Genomic DNA, 21,776 nt, shown 5'->3' with positions numbered 1-21,776 from the left:
GGAGATCCTGACGATGGCGAGACGTCATTGCAAAGGGGTCAATGAAGAGTTCACGCAGTGTGTGATCTTCGACGGGAACACGAAGGACGCAAATATCATCGGGGTCGAGTACATCCTCTCCGAGCCGATGTTCGAGGGTCTGCCCGAGGACGAGCTGAAGCGCTGGCACCCGCACAACTACGAGATCCTCTCAGGACAGCTGACGCTGCCCGGCGTCCCGTCGGTGGCCGAGAAGGCTGCGCTCAAGAGTTTCCAAACGCGACCGGGGCTCCGGAGAGCGTCCGGGCGAAGCAGCCGGACGCCACGCCATGAGGCGGCCGCCCGAGGTCGGCAGGGCGACGCGGCGTCATCGCAGGGCGAGCCACCAGCCGAGCCCGGGCGCCGCGATTCAGCGAAAGCGTAATCCGCCAAGGTGACAATGGCGAAATCTTGCATTCGCCGTCAGCGGCATTTACCCGCGAGGCGGTACGTGCCTATTCTCCGCGCATGGTCTTTATTCCACGCACTTCGATCCGTCTCTTCATGACCACGGGCGCGCTGGTCCTGGCGCTCACCGCATGCGGTGACGACGATACAGGCACAATCACCGGCGGTACCGGCACCGGTGGTGAGGGCGGCGCTACCGGCACCGGTGGTGAGGGCGGCGCTACCGGCACCGGCGGCGAGGGCGGCGCTACCGGCACCGGTGGTGAGGGCGGCGCTACTGGCACCGGTGGTGAGGGCGGCGCTACCGGCGGCGAGGGCGGCGCTACCGGCACCGGCGGCGATCCCACGACGGGTACCGGCAGCGCGGGCGGCGATCCCACGACGACCACCACCGCCGGCGTCGGTGGCTCGGGCGGCGATCCCACCACGACGACCACCACGGTCGGCGTCGGCGGCTCGGGCGGCGATCCCACCACGGTCGGCGCGGGCGGCTCGGGCGGCGAGTCCTCCGCCGTCGCGGTCGGCGCAGGCGGCGCGGGCGGCGAGTCCTCCGCCGTCGCGGTCGGCGCGGTCGGCGCAGGCGGCGCGGGCGGCGAGTCCTCCGCCGTCGCGGTCGGCGCAGGCGGCGCGGGCGGCGAGTCCTCCGCCGTCGCGGTCGGCGCAGGCGGCGCGGGCGGTGAGTCCTCCGCCGTCGCGGTCGGCGCAGGCGGCGCGGGCGGTGAGTCCTCCGCCGTCGCGGTCGGCGCAGGCGGCGCGGGCGGCGACACGGGCGAGGGTGGCGCCGGCGGTGGCGCGGGCGGGGCAGGCGACGATGCCGTCCGATGGTCTGACGTGGAGCCAATCCTGCTGGCGAAGTGCTCGGAGTGCCACACCCGCACGACTCCCCCGCCGGCCAGCGACTTCGCGATCACCTACGTGTCCTCGCAGCTCATCGCAAACTCGCCCCCGTGCATCGTGGATGAATCGGGTGAGCCCGTGACGATGACGCAGGGTGCGTGCGCCATCCTCCGCATCAGCAGCGGCTCCATGCCGCGCAACCGCGGATGCACCGGCGACCCGGAGCTCGACGTCGAGAACCATGCCTGCCTGACGGCCGAGGAGCAGCAGACGCTCATCGACTGGATCGCGGACGGTCAGCTGGATTGACCCGGCCAGGCGCGGCGGCGACCACCGCGCCTCACGTCACCTCGGCGGCTCCAGGAGCGCACCGTCTCGATACGCCACGATGAGCCGCTCCAGGATCTCGATCTCCCGCACCAGCTCCTCCCCCTTCTCGGTGTCCCCCACCCGGCGCTCGGCGTCGTAGACCTCCACGTCCGAGATCTCGGGGATGATGTCCTCCCCCGCCTCCACCGCCTGCTCGACCGACGTGAAGTGGTGGTGCTGCGCCAGCCGCGCCCCGCTCGCCTCGAGCACGAGCGTGTACCCCTTGTCGCCGTAGGCCTCCGAGAACGCCCCGTCGATCGTCACCGCGCGGTGCGACGCCTTGATCGGCGACTCCCCCTGCTCGACCCGCACCGGCACGTGCCCGTTCACGATGAGCCCGCGCTCCTCGTCCAGGCCGAACTCGCGGCACACCCGGCTGCAGAAGCCAGCGTCGTGGATCAGGTGGAAATACGGGTTCTTCGTCTCCCTGTGCGTCCTCGCGTCGGCCACGAAATAAGACTCGAACGTCGTCATCCGGTCCTTGCCGAACATGGGCGAGAGCGGGCCGGTCCAGAGATACCAGAGCAGGTCGACGTCCTCCTGCGCGCCCGATCGGAAAGCCCGGCGCACCACGCGCTCCAGCGCGTCGAACAGCGCCCTGCCGCGGCGAGGCTCGCCGTCGACCACGAACGGGAGGAACGCGCCCTCGCCGTCCACCGGGACACAGCCGTGAAAGATGAGCGCCCGATCGCGCCGGAGCCACGTCGTCCCCTGCTGCACCATCCAGCGCATCCGGCGCGACAGGACAGGGCTCTTCACGAAGGACTCCTTGAGCAGCGCGACGCACGACGCCTCCTCCGGCGTGAGCGCGTACGGATCGGCGAAATCGACGGTCGGGAAGCGCGCGTCGAGGAGCGGGTACACCTCGCCGTCGATCGCCACCGTGCCCGCGCGCGGGTCGATGCGGTGAAGCAAGCACCGGTGATCGAGGGCAAGCTCCGGGCGCCGCCGGCAGAGCTGGCCCTCCAGCTTGAACTGCACGACCGCCATCGCCTTCTGCATCCGCGCCATGAGGAGCGGGTCGCGCAGCCCCTCGCCCCGCACCGCGAAGCGCTCCGCCGGGTCGTCGGCATAGACGGTGCGCGCGAGCCGGTCGATCGGGGCGACCGGGATGCCGAAGCCCTCTTCGAGCTGCTCGAGGCGCCCGTACCGGAGCGAGAGGCGGACCACGGTGGCGATGAGCGCCTCGTGGCCGAGGCTGGCGCCCATCCAGCTCACGTCGTGGTTGCCCCACGCGACCCGCGCGCGCGGCTGGCGCATCAGGTACTCGATCACCTTGTCCAGCCGGGGACCGCGATCGCCGAGATCGCCCGCCACGACGAGCTCGAAGACCGTCAGATTCCGGATGACGCGCGCCGTGGCGCGCAGGATCTCGATCTCGCGGCAATGCTGCACGAACGGGTCGATGAGCGCGTCGAGGTAGCCGCCCTCGCCGAGGGTGGCGCGCGCCGAGACGAGCTCGCGGAGCAGGCCGCGCATGTCGTCCGGGAACGCTTGCTCCACCTGGCGAAGCGTGTAGCGCAGCGACAGCTCGCGGATGACCTCGACCTCGCGCGCGAGCGTCCAGAGCAGGAAGGCCCGCCGCTCGGCCTCGCCGCCGGCCGCGACCCGCGCGTAGCTCTCGCGAGGATAGTAGATGACCGAGAGCAGCGCGCGCTTCTCGCCCGCCGTGAGCCGGTCGCCGAAGACCCGCTCGACAAGCGGCCGCAGGCTCCCCGAGGCGTTGTTGATGATGTGCTTCAGCTTCCTGTGCTCGCCGTGGACGTCGCTGACCACGTGCACCGTCCCCTTCGGAAGCGACAGGATCGCCCGCAGGTGGCCGATCTCGGAGAGCGCGGCCTCGGTCGTCGGATACCGGGCCGCGAGGGCGCGGAGGAGGGGCAGCTCCCGCGTGTCGAGCATGGCGCCGCAGCATAGAGCAAAGGCGCCGGCCGCCACATCAGGCGAGCGCGCTGTGGCGAAGCGCCGGCGCGAGCTCGCGCGGGCGCGCGGCGGGCACGGGCGGGCGCGCGGCGGGCACGGTTGATGAAGGCCACCGCGGCTGTGCAATGTTCGCTCTCTCCCGGGCCGGATGCGCCCGCGGCGCTGCGCACGGGCGAGGCGGCGCGCTCCGGCCGAGCGGCCGCGGCGGCGCTGATCACCTCCCTCCTGCTCGCCCCGGGGTGCGTCCGTGAGGCCGCGAAGCAGGCGACCCGCGGCACGCTCGAGGCGCTCGACCGCAGCGCGCAGGACCGGACCGCGCCCGCCGGAGGATCGGGCGAGGGGACGGCCGAGGGCGCGCGGGAACGCGAGCGGCCGCTCGTGGGGGCCATCGTCCACGACGCGGTCCGGGCGGGCGCGACGGAGATCGGGCGGCAGGCGGAGAGCCTGGAGCCGGTGATCGCGCAGACGAGCGAGGCGGTGAGCAGCGCCGTGGTCCAGGGCGCTCTCCAGCACGATCGGGCGCTCGTCACCCTCGTCGAGCAGGGCTCGGGCGCGGCGGCGAGGGCGGTGGCGCGCGAGGGGACGGCGCAGCTCGTGGAGCAACTCGCGGGCTGCCCCGCCGGCGACCCGGGCTGCTCGAGCGCCGCGATCGAGCGCGCGAGCCGCGCCGCCGCCACGGGATTCGCGGACGGCCTGGGGAGGGCGATCCAGCCCTGGGTCATCGGCCTCGCCTTCGGCGGGGGGTTCCTGCTCGCCGCGCTGATCGCCGTCGCCATCGCGGCCGTCGCGCGGCGGCACGAGCGCACCGCCGCGCACTGACCTGCGCGCTCACGGGCGAGCGCTCGCGGCGTCGCTGCCGGCCGGGCGCCGGCCGTACGCGCTCGCGACGCTCGCCGACGTCCTGCTCGCGGCCGGGAGGCGCGGCGAGGCGCTCGAGGAAGCGCGCCGGGCGGCGGAAATCCTGAGCGGGATCGGACAATTGGACGAGGGAGCGGCGCTGGTGCGGGGGGTCCACGCCGAGCGCTCTGGGCGGCCGGCGACCGGGAGGGGGCGCGGTCGGCGCAGGCGGAGGCGCGGCTCGGCGAGCGCGCGGCTCGGCCCCCGCGATTTTTTCAACGCTTCCGGCACAGGGCCGCCGAGCCGTTCGACATCGGCGAGGTGCAACCGGCCCAACGCCAGCTTGTTCGTGATGAGATGCTCGCGGGAGATCACCTGAATGGGTTGATCGTCGTCATGCTCCCACGACGAGGCATTCCGGACATGCGCACCCAATTTCCACGCAATCACTCCTCCGTCGCGATGCGCAGCACCTCTCCTTCGCGGCAAGCCCGTCGCATGGGGCCGTGACCCCCGCCCCCCTACGTGCGAGCGGACGCCCTCCATCCTCTTATTCATCCCGCTGCTACGCCGCCTCCGCTCAGGCCCTCACTCCCCACACCGCACAACCCCGAACGGGTCCACCCCGGCATCCGTAAACCACGTCCGTGCCTGCGCACGGCGGCTCACGCTGCTCCGGGAGACAGAGCCCCCTGGCCCTGCGTGGCAGCCATGGGCCGCGCTCTGCCCCTGCACACCAGCTCACGCAGTTCCGCGCTCGAGTCGCTGCGCGCGACATGCAGAGCACAAACACAAATCGGCCAGCCCGGGTGTCCGCAAATAGAACATAGGAGCCAGCCGCTTCTCCCCGGCGCCGCCATCTCGGGATGGCACCCGATCGTGGAGCGCTTTCTCTGCTGGCCCAGCCGGGAGGACCCATCCATGCCGTCGATGATCCATGAGGCCCTGCTGCACCTCTTCCGCAACCGGCCGGCGCTGGCGGCCGAGGTGCTCCGTGACACCCTGGGAGCGCCGGTACCGCGGTTCACCGAGGCGCGCGTCGAGCCGGCCGACCTGACCGAGATCGTCCCTGTGGAGCACCGCGCCGATCTCGTGGTGCTCCTGCTCGACGGCCGCCCCGTGCTCGCAATCGTGGTCGAGGCGCAGCTCGGTCGCGACCCTGATAAGGAGTACGCCTGGCCCTCGTATCTCGTGGCAGTTACGCGCGCGCTGCTGCCCTGGCGGCCGCTGCCGGGCTGGATCAGGAGCAGCAGGACCTGTACCTCGATGTGGTGCTATCCTCTCTGAACGAGGCAGCGAGACGGAGTCTGGAGGCGAAAATGAAGAGCGGGTACGAGTTCCAGAGCGAGTTCGCGCGCAGCTACGTAGCCAAGGGCCGGTTGGAGGGGCAGCGGGAGGGGCACGCGAAGGCCGTGTTGAAGGTGCTCGAAGCGCGCGGCCTGGAGGTCCCCCCGGAGGTCCGCGAGCGCGTCCTCGCAAGCACCGATATGCTCGAGCTCGACCGCTGGCTCCGCCGCGCCGTCGTCGTCGCCGACGCGAAAGCCCTCCTCGGCACCGATACCGGCGGCTCCTGACGTCCTGAACCCTTCCCTCCGCGCGACGGTGACGCGCGACGCTCGCTCGAGCGCAGCGCTGGATTGGCGGTCACGCCAGCTTTCGGCTGCGTTCCGTCGGCCCTACAAACAGCCCGGGGAGGCTCGACCATGACCAAGGCATCGCGCGCACCGCGCATCGACCTGAACACGGCAACGGAAGAAGAGCTCATGACGATCGAGGGCATCGACGGCGAGCGGGCTCGACTCCTCATCGAGCGCCGGACCGGGCGCGGTCCCTTCCGGAGCTGGCAGGACCTGCACCACGTGCCGGGCATCGACGGCGCGCTGCTCGGCAAGCTCCAGCGCGGCAGCTCGCTGGGCGGCGCGGCCGAGCCCTCGGCGGAGGCCGCCGCCGCCGGAGAGGCGGCCGAGGCGGCGGCAGGCTCCGCGAAGAGGCCACGCTCCTCGGGAGGCGGCGAGCTCGGCGATCCATCAGGGCTGGAGCAGATCATGGGGTTGATCCTGCTCGACAGGGCGGCCGCCGAGGCGTACCGCCTGGCGATCGACGTGTGCAAGACGCCGGAGATCAAGAAGCAGCTCGAAGGGTTCCGGGCAGATCACGAGCGGCACGAGCGCGAGCTCCTGGACGAGCTCGGCGCCGCGCCGACCGACGAGCCCGACGATCGTGGCCAGTGCATTCGCCGCTATACCGAGCTGTCGGCGCGCGAGGAGCGGACAGCGCTCGTCGCCATGCGCGCCAACGAGGAGCTCACGAACGATGCCTATGCCTCCGCGCTCATGAGCGATCTGCCGGACGAGGTCCGGCGGATGGTGGAGGCGAACTGGCAGGACGAGCGGCGCCATATCCGCTGGATCAACGAGGAGATCCGGACGCGCGGCTGGGAGCTCCCGGAGGTGCCGTCGACGCTGGCCGAGGCCGCCTGAGCGCGACGCCCCGGTGAGGAGGGCAATCGCTCGCGCCCCGGGACAGGTGGCCTGGCGGCGGGCCGATCCCCCCGAGCTCAAGGGGCCGCCGGACGGGGCAGGCCTCGCTTGTGGTGCCCGAGGCGGGCGGAGTAAGCTCGCGGGAGCTCGGCTGAGCTTGCGCGGGAATGGCCTCTCGAACCAAGGGAACGCGCGGCGGTGCACCTCCTCCCGGCGGCGTCATCGACACGGAGGAGGGGGTCGACGACCTGTACAGGAAGCCGATCGGCGACTTCACGCGCGCCCGGGACGAGCTCGCGAAGCGCCTGCGGCAAGCCGGGGACAAGGGCGCGTCCGATCGCGTGAAGGCGCTGCGGCGGCCGACGGCGGCGGCCTGGGCCTTGAACCAGCTCGCGCGCCGCTATCCGCAGCGCGTGGAGGGCCTGCTCGACGCGGGCGAGCGGCTGCGCGAGGCCCAGCGGGGGGCGCTCGCGCCGGGCGGCGCGCAGGGGCTGAGGGACGCGGGCCAGAAGCACCGCGCGATCGTGAACGAGCTCCTGCGCGCGGCGCCGGCGCTCTTTGCGGAGGGGGGCTATCGGGAGAAGGGCAATCCAATGGATCGCCTCCGGGACTCGCTGCTGGCGACCCCCACCGCGAGCCCATCGGATCTGGAGCTGCTCGCGCGGGGGCGGCTGTCGGGAGAGATCGAGCCGGGGGATCTCTCCGAGTTGCTCGGGCTGCTGCGAGGGCGGCCGTCCGGGAGGCCCGCCGAGGCCGAGGCGGACCGCGGGCGCAAGGGGCCGAAAGCAGAGACGCCGGCGCGACGCGGGGAGCGCGAGGGCAAGCAGCCGCCGAAGCGGCAGAAGAGAGCGGGGGAGGAGCGCGGGCGCGGGCGCGAGGAGCAGCGCGCGGCCGAGGAGCGCGAGCGCAAGGCGACGCTCGCCGCCGAGCGGCGTGAGCGAAAAGAGCGGCTCGCGGCGGAGCAGCGCCAGCAGAAGGCGCAGCTCGCGGCGGCGGAGAGGGAGCGGGATCAGGCGAGCCGCGACGCAGCGCGGGCTGCCAGGGAGGCGGATCGCTTGACGAAGGAGGCCGCCAGGATGAGCCGCGCCGCAGAGAAGGCCGAGGAGGCCGCCCGGGCCGCGAAGAAGCGCTCCGACGAAGCGGAGCGGAGGGCCGCGGAGGCGCAGCAGAAGGCGGCCGATGGCGCGGATCGCCTCGAAGCGGCGGAGGACAGGCTCGACAAGCTCGGGCGATGACCCGTCGTCAGGGCGGCCCGCTCACCCTGGGCGGCTCAGTCCCTCCTCGTCCGAGCACCGCTCCCCGGCACCGAGCTACCGCTTCTTTCGCGCCTTCGGTGGGACGGTTGGCTTGATATCGATGGTCGTGGCCCCCTGGCAGGGCACCTGCGCCGTCACACCTGCGCTGGCCCACTCGGGGAACTTCGTCTTCCCGGGACGGCCGACGCGTACGAAGAAGCGGCCGCAGCGCACCGTCAGCGGCACGTTGACATCCCCCGCGAACTTGCCCGTCACGTAGACGCCCCCCGGCTCGGGGAACCCCACCTTGAGCACGCCCTGCCCCTTGGGCAGCGTGGCGGGGTTGACCCCTGCCTTCGCCGCGGCCTCCTTCGCCGCGGCCTCCTTCGCCGCCGCGGCCTCCTTCGCCGCAGCCTCCTTCGCCGCCGCGGCCTCCTTCGCCGCAGCCTCCTTCGCCGCCGCGGCCTCCTTCGCCGCAGCCTCCTTCGCCGCCGCGGCCTCCTTCGCCGCCAGCTCCTTCGCCGCCGCGGCCTCCTTCGCCGCCAGCTCCTTCGCCGCCGCCGTCTCCTTCGCCGCCAGCTCCTTCGCCGCCGCCGTCTCCTTCGCCGCCGCCAGCTCCTTCGCGGAAGGCGCCTTCGCGCTCGGGGGCCGCTTCACGGGGGGCGGCGCGCTCGGCGCCGGCGCCGCCGCGGTGGCGACGGGCTCGACGATCTGCGTCGCCTGCTCCACCGACGCAGCGGCGGCCGGCGCGGGCCGCTCCCGCCGCGCGACGTAGATCCAGAGCGCCGCCACCACCGTCGCCGTGATCGCCGAGACCGCGATCGTCCCGACCGGCGACAGCGAGCGCGGCGCCTGCCACGCCAGCGTGGGCGAGCGCTGGCGCCGCATCGGCGCGCCCGCCGATGACGACTCCGCCGAGGGGCCGCGCAGGACCGCCGTGCTCGGGTACGGCACCCCGCCGGGCGGCGTCAGGCCCGAGGAGTCGTCCATGGGCACCGTCACCCCGGACGGCGTCAGGCCCGTCGTGCCCATGGGCACCATCACCCCGGACGGCGTCACCGGCGAGCCGGACGGCGGCTTCGGCGGCGGCGGCGCGAAGAACGGCGGCGTGAGATCCGCCGGAAGCGCCGGCGGCGGGCCGAAGCGGATCGCCTCCGGGATCGCAGAGATCGACGGCCCGAAGCGGACCGACACGGCGTCGGTGCCCGGGATCGTCGCGTCGTCCTCCTCGAACAGCGGCTCCACCTCGGGCAGCGTCGCCGGCCCGGCCCCCGCCGGCACCTCCTCGGCCGCCGCCGCGTCGCGCTCCGCCGCGCGCCGCGACGCCTCGTACAGCCGGCCGAACGTCTCGCGATCGGGCAGCGCGGGCTTCCGCCCCTCGACGCCCTTCATCCCGTCGCCCCTCACCACGACCGGGGTGGGCGGCGCCTGGTTCGCCGGCACCGGGATCGTGATCGGATCGGGCCCCGACGCGCGGGTCGTCGCCCGGCCGTCCTGCCGCGCAGACCCCGCCAGCGCCTCGGACGCCGCCGCCGAGGGAGGCGCGGTCTTCGCCTGCGCGCCGCCGGGCCGCAGCCTCGCGGCCACGCCGTCCCTCGCGGCCTGATCCTTCGCGAAGAGGTCCTTCGCGAGCCGCTTCGCCGCGTCGGCCGCGGGCCTCGCGGTCTGCCCTCCCTTGCCCTTGACCGGGATCGTCGGCCGCCGGTCCTCCTCGGGATCCGCGTCCTCGATCTCGATCGTCGCGTGCGCGGACTGCACGCGCGTCACGAGCTCGGCCTTCCCCTTCTCCGGACGGGCGACCTTCGCGAGCGCCTGCTCGATCTCCTGCGAGGTGATCTTCCGATCGTCCGGCGACGGCGCCAGGGCCGTGTCGAGCAGCGCCACGATCGGGCGCGGGATCTCGGGGCGGATCGACGCGATGCCGGGCGGCCTCGTGCCGTCCGCCGACGGCCGCCGCGCCGAGAGCAGCGACCAGAGCAGGAGCCCCACGCCGTAGATATCCGCCTTGACCGTGACGCGCTCGGCGCGCACCTGCTCGGGCGCCATGTAGCCCGGCGCCCCCTTCACCACGCCCGCGATCGTGTCCGGCGTGCGCCCGAGGATCTTGCCGATGCCGAAGCCGGTCAGGCGCACCTGCCCGTCCCACCCGATCACGATGTTCTCCGGGTGGAGGTTGCGATGAATGACCGGCGTGGGGCTGCCGTGCTCGTCGGTCGCGCCGTGCGCGTGCGAGAGCGCGGCGGCGATGCAGTGGACCAGGTAGTAGACCGCCGCGTCGGCGAGCTTCTGCTGCCGCGTCGCGAGGTGCTGGAGCAGCCGATTGAGGTTCACGCCCTCGACGTGCTCGAGCACGAGCACGAGCCGGCCGTCGTGCTCGAAGAAGTCGAACATCCGCACGATGGCCGGATGGTTCATCGACGCGCAGATCGACGCCTCGCGGGCGAGCTCGTCGGCGAACCGCGGATCGCCCTCGGCCGTATTCGGGACGAGCTTCAGCACGCAGACGCGGCGAAACCCGAGCGGGCCGTCCAGCCGCCCGAGATAGACGCTGGTGGGCCCAGAACCGGCCAGGCGCCGGAGGATCTTGTAGGCCCCAATCGTCTCGGGAGCGGGCTCCGTCGGAAACATCCGGGGCCGATCATACCCAAGCGCGGCGAAGCCCCCAAGCCAACGACCAACACGGAACACTTCGCGGCGCCGAGAGGCGTCTCCGGGCGCCTCGGTAAGACGCCCTGCTCCACGCGCCCTGTACGGTGCGTTGCCCTCCGGCTCGCCGGAGAGCGGGACAGCCGATCCGCAGAAACCCGAACAGCTGTGACGGATCACGGCGCACGGAGCGCCGCGCGGCCGCGGATCGGGGTCGCCCTTGCCCGGAGAGAGCTCACATGGAGGCGAGAAGACGGGAAATGTGGAAGATCATTGGTTTTTTCTTCCGCCTTCCCGCCTTCGGGTCCGGATCCGATCACCGCGCGGCCGCGCCTCCGTCCTTCGAGCGGCGCTGGGCCTGGGTTATAAGCCGCCGCGATGAAGCTCCGCGCCTTGCATCGGCTGCTCGCCGTCGTCCTCCTCGCCGGCTGCGAGGCCGCCGTCCCCCCGCCGCCGCCCGCGCCGCCTCCGCCCCCGTCGCCGAGCGCCGCCGCCTCGGCGCCCGCGCCCGCGCCCGCGCCGGCCGCGCCTGTGTCGCGGTTCCCGGCCGGGTGGCCTTACCCCGAGGGCGCGCCGCCGGTGCGGGGCCCGTCGATGGTCTCCAGCGACGCCGCGCTCGCCACGAAGGTGGGCGCGGACGTCCTCTCCTCGGGCGGCAACGCGGTCGACGCGGCGGTCGCGACGGCGTTCGCGCTCGCCGTTGTGCACCCGACGGCCGGCAACCTCGGAGGCGGCGGGTTCATGGTCGCGCGCCTCGGGGACAAGGAGCACGCGCTCGACTTCCGCGAGACCGCGCCGGCCAGGGCGACCCACGACATGTACCGGGGCAAGGACGGCAAGCCCACGGAGAGCTCCCGCGTCGGCCACCTCGCGGTCGGCGTGCCCGGCAGCGTGGCGGGGCTCTGGGAGGCGTACGACAAGCTCGGCTCCAAGAAGAAGACCTGGGCCGAGCTCATCGCGCCGTCGATCCGGCTCGCGAGGGAGGGCTTCCCGGTCGACGAGAACTTCGCGACCACGGTCAAGTCGGCGTCGAGCAAGCTCGCGCGCTTCCCGGCCTCGGTCGCGCTGTTCCTGCCGGGCGGCGCGCCCATCCAGGTCGGCGTGACGTGGAAATCGCCCGAGCTCGCGACGACGCTCGAGCGCATCGCCGAGAAGGGGCCCGCCGGCTTCTACGAGGGCAAGACCGCCGAGCTCCTCGTCGCCGAGATGCGGCGCGGCAAGGGCCTCATCACGGCCGCGGATCTCAAGGGCTACAAGGCGAAGTGGCGCGAGCCGGTCGTGTTCGAGTACCGCGGGCGCCGCGTCGCCTCGATGCCGCTCCCCTCGTCGGGCGGCCTCGCCCTCGCGATGATCGCGCACCAGCTCGAGGGGCTCGACGTCGCGAAGCTCGGCTGGCACTCGCCGTCGCACGTGCACGTGGTCGCCGAGGTGATGCGGCGCGTCTTCATCGCGCGCAACGAGATCCTCGGGGACCCCGACTTCGTGAAGAACCCGGTCGAGGAGCTGCTCTCGGTCGCGTGGGCGGAGAAGCAGCGCGCCACGATCGTGCCGGACCGCGCGACGCCGACCGACACGCTGACCGGCGGCGCGGCCGCCAAGGACTCGGGCGGCCGCGGCCCGCACACGACGCACTTCTCGGTGGTCGACGCGCAGGGCAACGCCGTCGCGCTGACGACGACGCTGAACGGCTGGTACGGCGCGGGGGTGACGGTGACGGGCGCGGGCTTCGTGCTGAACAACGAGATGGACGACTTCGCCGCCGTGCCCGGCACCGCGAACCAGTTCGGCCTCGTGCAGGGCGAGGCCAACTCCATCGCGCCCGGCAAGCGCATGCTCTCGTCGATGTCGCCCACGATCGTGTCGGGGAAGGACGGGCGCGTGGAGCTCGTGCTCGGCGCCGCGGGCGGCCCGACGATCCTCACGGCGGTCTTCCAGATCCTCTCCAACGTGGTCGATTTCGGCTTCGACGTGACCACGGCGGTCAACGCGCCGCGCTTCCACCACCAGGACTACCCCGACAAGCTGTTCGGCGAGAAGGGCGGCTTCCCCGACGAGCTGAAGAGCGCGCTCGGCGCGATGGGCCACACCCTCGACGAGCGCGGGCACATCGCCGACGCGCCGGCGATCGGCCGCGAGGGCGCGACCTTCGCGGGCGCACGGGAGCCGCGGCGGCCGGGCTCCGAGGCGGCGGCCGGGAAATAGCCGGCGGAGGCGACGGCCGTCCTCCCGCGGGATGTCCGAGGAGCCGATTGCCGCTCATCTCATCGCCTGTCGACGCGCGAGCTCGCCGCAAGCATCAGGACCTTCCCTAAGAAATTCCGTCCACCCTGATGTACCGTGCCGATCCTGGCACCGCGAGTGAGCTCAATGCATCGACGCTCTCGCATTGTGTGAAGCCGTTATCGCGTGAAGCGCAACGCCGTCGAGCGCGCCGTCGCCGCGGAGTGCCGTGCGCCCGCGCCTCGTGGACACGCAGACGTTGCATTCGCTCCAGGCGCTCGAACCGAGTCGCGCGCCGCTGTCGTGACGCGCGGCGTCTCGACAGCGGAGCCACGTGAAAGCGCAGGATCCGTGCGGTGGAGAACCGACGGTTCGACCTTGACACAACGCGCTCGTTTGGATTGCTTACGGTGATGCGCTCCGCCGCGCAGGGTCGCTCCTCCGGCGGTTCGCGCGTGCTTCCGACGACGCCGCCGATCTCAGCGCCCCCGAGGCGCTGCCGTGTCCCCGGGGCCTGCCTCTCGATACCGACCGAACCGCCGCGCCGAATCGATCGCCTTAATCATTCCAGGGGGTAGCTGTCATGGTGGAACTACTGAATCACGAGCTGCTTGACACGCTGCACGATGGAGCGCGCAGCAGCGTCTACCTCGGCCGGAAGAAGAGCACGGGCAAGATGTGCGTCATCAAGGTCGCCCGCAAGGGGGTCAATGGCACCCGCAACGTCGCGATTTTGAAGCGCCAGTACGAGATCACGCGGAACCTCGATCTGGAGGGGGTCATCAAGGTCTACGACCTCGAGGTCCGCCTCGATTACGCCGCGCTCATCATGGAGTACTTCGCGGGTCGCTCGCTGCGCGCGATCATCGACGAGAGCGGCAAGGGTCAGGGCGTCGGGCTCGTGCGGTCGGTCAGGATAGCGCTCCAGCTCGCGGACGCGCTCGGGGCCATCCACGAGCGGAACATCATCCACAAGGACATCAAGCCCAGCAACATCATCGTCGACAGCGACGTGACCACGGCGAAGCTCACGGACTTCTCCATCGCCTCGCTCCTGCCGGGGGAGCGCGCGGCGGCGGTCGACCCGTGGACGGCCGGCGAGGGCACGCTGCAATACATCTCGCCCGAGCAGACGGGCCGGATGAACCGCTCGATCGACTTTCGCTCGGACTATTATTCGCTCGGCGTCACGCTCTACGAGCTCACGACGAGGCGCCTCCCCTTCGAGACGACGGATCCGCTGGAGCTCGTGCACCATCACATCGCGAAGACGCCCGTCGCGCCGCACCTGATCCGGCCGGAGATCCCGGAGGCGCTCTCCGGGGTCATCATGAAGCTGCTCTCGAAGACCGCGGAGGAGCGGTATCAGAGCATCTTCGGCCTCAAGGCGGATCTCAGGGTCTGCCTCGACATGCTCGAGCACGGCGCGCCCGCGCTGGACTTCGTGCCCGGGAGGAAGGACAGGCCCACGAGGCTCCAGATATCGCAGCGGCTCTACGGCCGGCAGGAGGAGGTCGACACGCTCCTCTCGGCGTTCAGGAGCATCAGCAGCAGAGGGCCGGGCGCGGCCCAGGGCGGCCAGTCGGAGCTCGTCCTCGTGGCCGGCTACTCCGGCGTGGGCAAGTCGGCGGTCGTGAGCGAGATCCACAAGCCGATCGCGAAGCAGGGGGGCTACTTCGCCGCCGGCAAGTTCGACCAGTTCACGCGCAATGTCCCGTATTCGGCCGTGATCGCCGCGCTGCGGGAGATCGTCCGGCAGATCCTCACGGAGAGCAAGGAGGAGCTCGCCGACTGGAGGGCGAGGATCCTCGCGGCGGTCGCCCCGAACGGCCGGGTCATCGCCGAGGTGATCCCGGAGATCGAGCTCATCGTCGGCGAGCAGCCGCCCGTCCCGGCCCTGGGCTCGATGGAGACGCGGAACCGGTTCAACCTGACGTTCCGGAACTTCATCGGCGAGATCGCGCTGAAGACGCGGGCTCTCGTGCTGTTCCTCGACGATCTCCAGTGGGCCGACACGGGCTCATTGAACCTCATCAGCGTCCTCCTGGAGGACGCCGACATTCGCCATCTGCTGCTGCTCGGGTCGTACCGGGACAACGAGGTGGACGACGCGCACCCGCTCATGATGATGCTGAGCGCGCTCCGGGGGAGCGAGGCGCGCGTGCGCACGATCACGATGAGGCCGCTCGCGCCCGAGCACGTGAACCAGCTCGTGTCCGACACGCTCGGCGCGCCTGCGGAGGAGTGTCGGCCGCTCTCGGACATCATCTTCGCGAAGACGGCCGGCAATCCGTTCTTCACGATCCAGTACCTCGAGAGCGTCTCCCGCGGCGGTCACCTGCGCTTCAGCTCGGAGACGGGCGCCTGGCAGTGGAGCATCGCCGACATCGAGCGGATGGACGTCGCGGACAACGTCGTCGATCTGATGGTCCGGCGGATCCAGGGCCTGGGCGAGTCGACGCAGCGGGTCCTGAAGCTCGCCGCGTGCATCGGCAACCAGTTCGATCTGAAGATCCTCGCCCTCATCCACCGGGAGGACCGGCACACCACCGACGAGGACATCTGGCACGCGCTGGACGCGGGGCTCGTCGTGCCCATCGACGACGACTACAAGCTCGCGCGCTTCCTCGACGACGAGGACGGGGGCTCGGTCAGGCTCAAGTTCCTGCACGACCGCGTGCAGCAGGCGGCCTACAAGCTGCTCACGGAGCTGGAGCAGGAGACGATCCACCTCGAGCTCGGGCGGCTCCTGATCAGCGAGACGCCGATCGAGTCGATCGAGGAACGGATCTACGACATGGTGATGCACCTCAACATGGGGGCGCCGCTGATCGTGGACCGGCAAGAGCGCTGCGAGGCGGCGCTGCTCAACCTGAGGGCCGGCCAGAAGGCGAGGCGCTCCACGGCGTACGGCCCCGGGGTGCAGTGCCTCCGCGCAGCGGCGGCCTTCTTGCCGGAGGACGCGTGGGAGGCGAACCACGATCTGTCGCTCGCCATCTACACGGATCTCGTCGAGCTGGAGTACCTGACGATCAACTTCGAGCGCGCGGAAGCGTGCGCGAAGATCATCGAAGAGCGAGCCAGGGACGTGCTCGAGAAGATCCGGGTCTACGAGACGCGTATCCAGTTCTACATATCGCAGAGCCGCATGCAGGAAGCCATCGACGTCGCCTTGAGCGTGCTCGCGATGCTCGAGGTTCCGCTGTCCGAGGCACCGCCGGCCAACGTCGACGTGTCCCTCCTTGCGCAGCTGCCCCGGATGTCCAACAAGCGGATGCAGGCGGCGCTCCGGATCATGACGACCGTCAATCCGGCCGTGTACCTCGCCAGGCCGGACTTGCTGCCGACGAACGCGTTCACGATGGTCGACCTCTGCGTGCGGCATGGCAACTCGCCTCTCGCCGCGTTCGCTTACTCGATCTATGGCGTCATACAGTGCCTCATGAACAACACCGACCAGGCCTTCGAGCTCGGTCGGCTCGCGATAAAGCTGGCGCACGCCTTCGGCGCCATCGAGCTGGAATCCAGGATCCATGCCACCGTGCATGTCCTCATTCACCACTGGAAGCGGCATCTGCGGGAGACGCTGGATCCTCTGCTCCACGCCGTCCAGATCGGCTTGGAGACGGGGGACATCGAGTACGCTGCATATGGCTCGATATTCCATTCGACACATTCATTCTTCGCCGGCGAGGACCTTGCGACGACCGAGCTGCGGATGAAGAACTCGGTAGATCTATCTCTGAAGCTCAACAACCAGTACTCGCTGTATCAATGCAGCATCTGGAAGCAGCTCGTTCGCAGCCTCCGGGACCCATCAGCCGACAAGCTGCGCCTGGTCGGGGATAGCTTCGACGAGACGACGATGCTTCCACGCCTGGGCCAGAGCAGGACATCCATCATGTCACTGCACCTCGCAAAAGGCATCCTGCTGTACTACTTCGGCGACGCGCAGCAGGCTTACGCCTGCCTTCTCGCCGGCGAGGAGTACGAGGACGCCGTCGCGGGCATGGTCGCCGACCTCGAGTACAAGTTCTACCACTCGCTCGCGATCCTCGCCGCGCTCGATCACCTACCGGACGGGGAGCGAGAGGCCGCGCTCGCCAAGGTCGACGCATACCAGCGACGGCTCGAGATCTGGGCTCGATCTGCGCCCGACAACGTCCAGCACAAGTACGACCTCGTGAGCGCCGAGCTCGCGCGCGTGAAGCATGCGGTGGTCGAGGCGATGGACCTTTACGACCGTGCGATCGAAGGCGCTCGGAAGCATGGATACATGCAAGAAGAGGCGCTGGCGTGCGAGCGAGCGTCGTCGTTCTATCGAAAGATGGGCCGGCGCGAGATCTCTCAGCACTATATGACGCTGGCCTATCGCGGTTATGCGCTGTGGGGTGCGGACGCGAAGTGCCAGAGCCTCGTCTCCACGTTCCCTCAGCTCATCCTCGAGGGGACGCCCGACCCGCGGACGTCGATCACGGCGACGTCCACCCACGACGCCGCGGCCCTCGATCTGCTCAGCGCCATCAAGGCGTCGCAAGCCGTGGCGAGCGAGATCGTCCTGGAGAGGCTGCTGGAGAACCTGATGACGATCGTGCTGGAGAACGTCGGTGCGCAGTCCGGCGTGCTGACCCTGGCGCGCGGCGATGCGCTCTTCGTGGAGGCAGAAGGGACCGTCGAGCCGAAGCAGGTCAGCGTGCTCAAAGGCGCTCTTGTGAGCTCATTCAGCAAAGCACCGATCACGCTGATAAGCTATGTACAGCGCACGCTGAAGAGCGTGCTCCTGGACAACGCTGCGGATGACGCCAGGTTCGCGGCCGATCCATACATCCGGGAGCGGCGGCCGAAGTCGCTCATGTGCACACCGATCGTGCGCCAAGGCCGGCTGGTCGGCGTGCTCTATCTCGAGAACAATCTCTCGACCGGTGTTTTCACGAAAGATCGCTTGGAGCTCCTGGGGCTCATCTCGACGCAAATTGCGATCTCCATCGAGAACGCGAAGATGTACGAGGGGCTCGAGAAGGAGGTCTCCGCGCGCACCGAGGAGCTCCGGTTGTCCAACGAGCAGCTCCGCGCCGTCAACGACAGGCTGCAGGTGGAGCTCGCCGAGCGCGCCCTCCTGCAGGAAGAGCGCGTCCAGATGCAGGAAGAGATCATCCGGAGTCAACGGGATCGGCTGCTCGAGCTGTCGACCCCGTTCATCCCGATCACCGATGACATCATGGTGATGCCCATCATCGGGACCCTCGACGAGAAGCGGGCTGCGCAGATGATCGAGGCCGCGATGCAAGGCGTCGCGGCCAGCTCCGCGAAGGTCGTCATCGTCGACGTCACCGGCGTCAAGAGCGTGGACACGTGCGTGGCGAGCAGGCTGATGAACCTGGCCCACGCGGTGGGCCTGCTCGGGAGCCGGGCTATCCTGACCGGGCTCCGTCCCGCAGTAGCGCAGAGCCTCGTCGCGCTGGGGGTGGATCTCGGTTCGATAGAGACGCGGGCCAACCTCAAGGCGGGCATCGCCTATGCCATGAGGCGCACCACCGCGAGATTGCACGCGTGAAGGGCGCGAGCGCCTCCGGCTGGCGACCGGTGCCCGCCATCCGCCGGCGCTCGACGCTCCTCCCGCGCTCGCCGCCTCTCCGCGCGGCCCTGGGGCGGGCTACCTCTGGAGGCGACCCCCTTATCCGGCGTGCGCGTCGACCGCCGATAGCTCGGAGTAGCGGAGCGCTGCCAGCGCCCAGCGCTGATGGCCTGCGATCATGGCATCGGTCGCGTCGAGGTACTGACGGATCCCGCTGGTCGACCACAGCGAGAGCACCTTGTCCTTCACGTCCTGGTAGTAGGCGACCCGCTCGTCGTGCATGTGCCTGAGGCGCGCGGTGGCCTCCTCCAGCGAGACGCCTTCATTGTCTCGGAGCACGACGATCAGGTTGTGCACCTCGCCCGACCTCAGCTCCTTTTCGAGCGAGAAGTAGTCGTTCGTCCAGCACAGGATGTCATTGCAGATCTCGCGGACGCTCCGGAGCAACGGATGCTGCACGATCTCCAGGGGCAGCGGCTGATCGAGCATCAGCTCGATCAGGTCACAGTAGGGATAGACCGCTCCGCTGTAGCGTCTCATCATGACGTACTCCTCGAGGCGCGGAACCCTCCTGCGCATGCGGTTGTTCGCTTCCCACAGGTTGGCCTCGTAGTAGTACTGGAAATGAGAGAGCCAGCGGTTCAGGAAGAAATGGGGGTTACCGTCCCTGATCCTGTCGCGGATGTCGAGCAGCCCACGCGTCAGCGGGTCGTCCATGTCCGCCTGAGCATAACCGAAGAGCTCGCCCAGATATTTCTCGTTCAGCCTCGCGACTTCCTGAGGATCCGCGCTGAGCGCGCCCTCGTCGTAAGCATCGTCCAGCAGGAATAATACGGCGGTGAAGTCGGACGCCAGCTGCAGGATCTGCGCGTTCGCGGAAGGAAACACCCACCCCGCCAGGTGAGCGACGTTCGCTGCCTTGATGCGCCAGAGCGCACGTTCGTCGGGCGCCAGCCTCAGCCGGCGCACCCACTGAAGTGTGCGGCGCTCGGCGGCATCGACCAGGGGATGACATGACGCACGAAACGGATACTCGAAGCGGTCGGCTTCGTTTTTACTTACGACAACGCTGATTCGACCGGACGACATCATACACTCCAACGCAAACCTTGAATCTTCTGCTTCTGCTGTCCATCGGTGATGAGCCGCGCGCAGGCGACGATGTGATCAGGCGGGGATCACCTCGATCGGGAGCGTTATCGGGCAGCGGGTGTTGAGGACCGAGTTCCACTCGATCCGCTCGGCGCGGAGCTCGAAGCGACGACACCGCGGCAGGAGCTCCTCCAACACCACGCGGGCTTGCGTACGCGCCAGCAGCGCTCCAAGACAGAAGTGGGCGCCATGACCGAACGCCAGGCCGGTCTGCACGCGGCGCTCCGGGTCGAAGCGGTCCGGGTCTTGAAATCTGGTCTCGTCGCGCAGGCCCGAGCCCAGGAGCAGCGCCACGACCGAGTGCGCGGGGACGCGTACGCCCCCTATCTCCGCCTCTGCAAGGGTCAGCCGCATCGTGGCATGCACCGGCGGCTCGAAGCGGAGCACTTCCTCGACGAAGCGCGGGATGAGCGCTGGCTCTCCTCGCAGACGATCCATCCAGGCTGGGCGCTGCGCCAGGATCAACACCATATGGGTCATCAGCGATACCGTCGTCTCCATCCCTGCGACAACGAGCAGGAACAGGAGGGCGACAAGATCCTTGTCCGTGAGCGCGCTGTCGTTCACCTGAGACCGGAGCAGGTCGCTGACCAGGTCGTTCTCCATCTGACGACGCCGGCTGGCGAGCAGCTCCTGCATGTAGTGCTCCATCTGATCGATAGACTGGCGCACCGCGTTGATCCGCGTGTGTTGCTCCGGGGAGAGGCTGCCGACGCTGACCATGTCCGCCGTCCAGCGACTGAACTGCTCCTCGAGCGAGGGATCGAGGCCGATCAGCTGAGCGAGTAAGGTGATCTGCGCGCGACAAGCGACGTCAGGAAGGAAATCGACCACGCGCCGCTCCATCACTTCGTCGACGAGCCGCGCTGCCGTGGAGCGCATCCGCGGCTCCAGCGAGCTCACCGTGCCGGTGGTGAAGCCTCGGCCGATGAGGTTGCGCAGCTGGCTGTGCCGCGGCGGATCCGCGACGATCATGGAATCGGACAAGGGGTTATAGCGTTGCAGGAAAGGTGGTTCGGTGGCCATGCGCAGCCCCGCCGACGAGAACACCTGCGTGTTCTTCAGCGCCGCGACGATGTCGTCGTACCGGGTGACCACCCACATCCCGTTCGGGTCCACCTGGCACACGGGCGACTCGCGCCGCAGCGTCGCATAGAAGGGGTAAGGGTTCTCCCGCACGTCGGGGGCGAACAAGTTCAATCGATTCATTGCGCTCTTCCTGTAAGATGGGTTGGACAAGGCCGCAGCGCCACGGCGGCACACGTCGATCGACGTGCAGCGCCGCGCTGCCTCAGATGCCCTGATGGGCGACGCTATGGCGTTGGGTCGGCTCTCCCTGGAGAGCCGTCTGCCTGGCGCTGGAGAGAGCACGAATCGGACGCCGCAGGCCGCGTTTCCGCAATGCTCCGGCGCGTGGCCACCTGGGCGCATCTCTCGCCAGCAAGGCGCTGCGCAGCCGCCGCGCAGCCCGAGCCAATGGCTCGGTTCCCGCACGAAACGGCTGCGTTCCTCGGTCGTCGCCGCGCTCGCGATGATGCGAGCGCACGACTCACGATCGCCTGGACTGCTGCGAGGGCATCTCCCGGTGCATCATGAGACCAGAGCGAAGGAGAGAGCCGCTAGGCTCCCTTCATCGCTGCGGGCGTCCGATGGTTCATCCGTGCTCCTCCATCTGAGGACAGGATGGTATACCATGCGGACGAATGCGCAACTGTATTCTTTGTGCGGAAACTACCCACGACGTCCCTCGCGTGTTCGAAGCCTCGAGGATACCGAGTCTGCAGACGCGATGGTCGAGCCATGGCACACGACTCGTGTGAACAAAAATACATTCTTGGGCGACCGGCGCGCGTTCCAGCAGCGGGCGTCGAAGAGACCTACTGCACCTGGACGACACTGCAGTGGCCATTCGGTAGAGAGGCGGTGCGATGGGCGTACGGTGACCGCTGGAGGATCTGCATGAGATCTCGGGAGCGACTGTGCAGCAATGAAAGCTGGAGTCGCCGCGGGTTTCATCTCTGAATGCATGACGCCCGACCCGGACACGACGCCGCGGCGCGCCGGATGGAGCGAGCC

11 protein-coding genes and 1 pseudogene are annotated in these 21,776 nt (G+C 69.8%); 8 read left to right on the top strand and 4 right to left on the bottom strand.

Annotated features, from left to right (window positions below):
- The first annotated feature begins 13 nt into the window (after positions 1–13).
- Positions 14–403 (top strand): DUF1264 domain-containing protein, encoded by a 390-nt coding sequence (locus tag WME75_RS44095; protein WP_437483987.1) that lies wholly within the window; start codon positions 14–16, stop codon positions 401–403.
- An 83-nt stretch (positions 404–486) separates the two neighbouring features.
- Positions 487–1,572 (top strand): hypothetical protein, encoded by a 1,086-nt coding sequence (locus tag WME75_RS44090; RefSeq protein ID WP_437483984.1) that lies wholly within the window; start codon positions 487–489, stop codon positions 1,570–1,572.
- A 36-nt stretch (positions 1,573–1,608) separates the two neighbouring features.
- Here WME75_RS44090 and WME75_RS44085 read toward each other — a convergent pair whose 3' ends face one another.
- Positions 1,609–3,534 (bottom strand): fructose-1,6-bisphosphatase, encoded by a 1,926-nt coding sequence (locus WME75_RS44085; protein WP_437483981.1) that lies wholly within the window; start codon positions 3,532–3,534, stop codon positions 1,609–1,611.
- A 141-nt stretch (positions 3,535–3,675) separates the two neighbouring features.
- On the opposite strand from WME75_RS44085, the gene WME75_RS44080 reads away from it, so the two are divergent.
- The 4 genes and pseudogenes from WME75_RS44080 (at position 3,676) to WME75_RS44065 (ending at position 8,107) form a co-directional block, all read left to right on the top strand.
- Positions 3,676–4,374 carry a hypothetical protein gene (locus WME75_RS44080; RefSeq protein ID WP_437483978.1) on the top strand — a complete coding sequence of 233 codons (699 nt, stop codon included), beginning with the start codon at positions 3,676–3,678 and terminating at the stop codon, positions 4,372–4,374.
- Between the two features lie 948 nt (positions 4,375–5,322).
- Positions 5,323–5,966 (top strand): annotated as a pseudogene (locus WME75_RS44075) (hypothetical protein).
- A gap of 129 nt (positions 5,967–6,095) precedes the next feature.
- Complete coding sequence (locus WME75_RS44070) at positions 6,096–6,872, top strand: helix-hairpin-helix domain-containing protein (protein ID WP_437483975.1); 777 nt, start codon at positions 6,096–6,098, stop codon at positions 6,870–6,872.
- A 167-nt stretch (positions 6,873–7,039) separates the two neighbouring features.
- Positions 7,040–8,107, top strand: coding sequence for a hypothetical protein (locus WME75_RS44065; RefSeq protein WP_437483972.1), 1,068 nt, complete (start codon positions 7,040–7,042; stop codon positions 8,105–8,107).
- Positions 8,108–8,182: 75 nt separating this feature from the next.
- Here the strand turns inward: WME75_RS44065 and WME75_RS44060 are convergent, their stop codons facing one another.
- Positions 8,183–10,735 carry a serine/threonine-protein kinase gene (locus WME75_RS44060; protein WP_437483969.1) on the bottom strand — a complete coding sequence of 851 codons (2,553 nt, stop codon included), beginning with the start codon at positions 10,733–10,735 and terminating at the stop codon, positions 8,183–8,185.
- A 396-nt stretch (positions 10,736–11,131) separates the two neighbouring features.
- Here WME75_RS44060 and ggt point away from each other — a divergent pair, with 396 nt between their 5' ends.
- Positions 11,132–12,955 (top strand): gamma-glutamyltransferase, encoded by a 1,824-nt coding sequence (ggt, locus tag WME75_RS44055; protein ID WP_437483966.1) that lies wholly within the window; start codon positions 11,132–11,134, stop codon positions 12,953–12,955.
- 601 nt (positions 12,956–13,556) lie between these two features.
- On the top strand, positions 13,557–18,527 hold the full coding sequence (locus WME75_RS44050; protein WP_437483964.1) for an AAA family ATPase: 4,971 nt from the start codon (positions 13,557–13,559) through the stop codon (positions 18,525–18,527).
- A 120-nt stretch (positions 18,528–18,647) separates the two neighbouring features.
- Here the strand turns inward: WME75_RS44050 and WME75_RS44045 are convergent, their stop codons facing one another.
- Together WME75_RS44045 and WME75_RS44040 are read right to left on the bottom strand one after the other, a co-directional pair.
- A complete protein-coding gene (locus WME75_RS44045; protein WP_437483961.1) occupies positions 18,648–19,640 on the bottom strand; it encodes a terpene synthase family protein in 993 nt (330 codons plus the stop codon).
- A 75-nt stretch (positions 19,641–19,715) separates the two neighbouring features.
- Complete coding sequence (locus tag WME75_RS44040; RefSeq protein ID WP_437483958.1) at positions 19,716–20,804, bottom strand: cytochrome P450; 1,089 nt, start codon at positions 20,802–20,804, stop codon at positions 19,716–19,718.
- Positions 20,805–21,776: the final 972 nt, after the last annotated feature.

The organism is Sorangium sp. So ce1014 (assembly GCF_051521505.1).
Lineage (GTDB): Bacteria > Myxococcota_A > Polyangia > Polyangiales > Polyangiaceae > Sorangium.
This window is presented reverse-complemented; position numbering and strand designations above follow the sequence as displayed.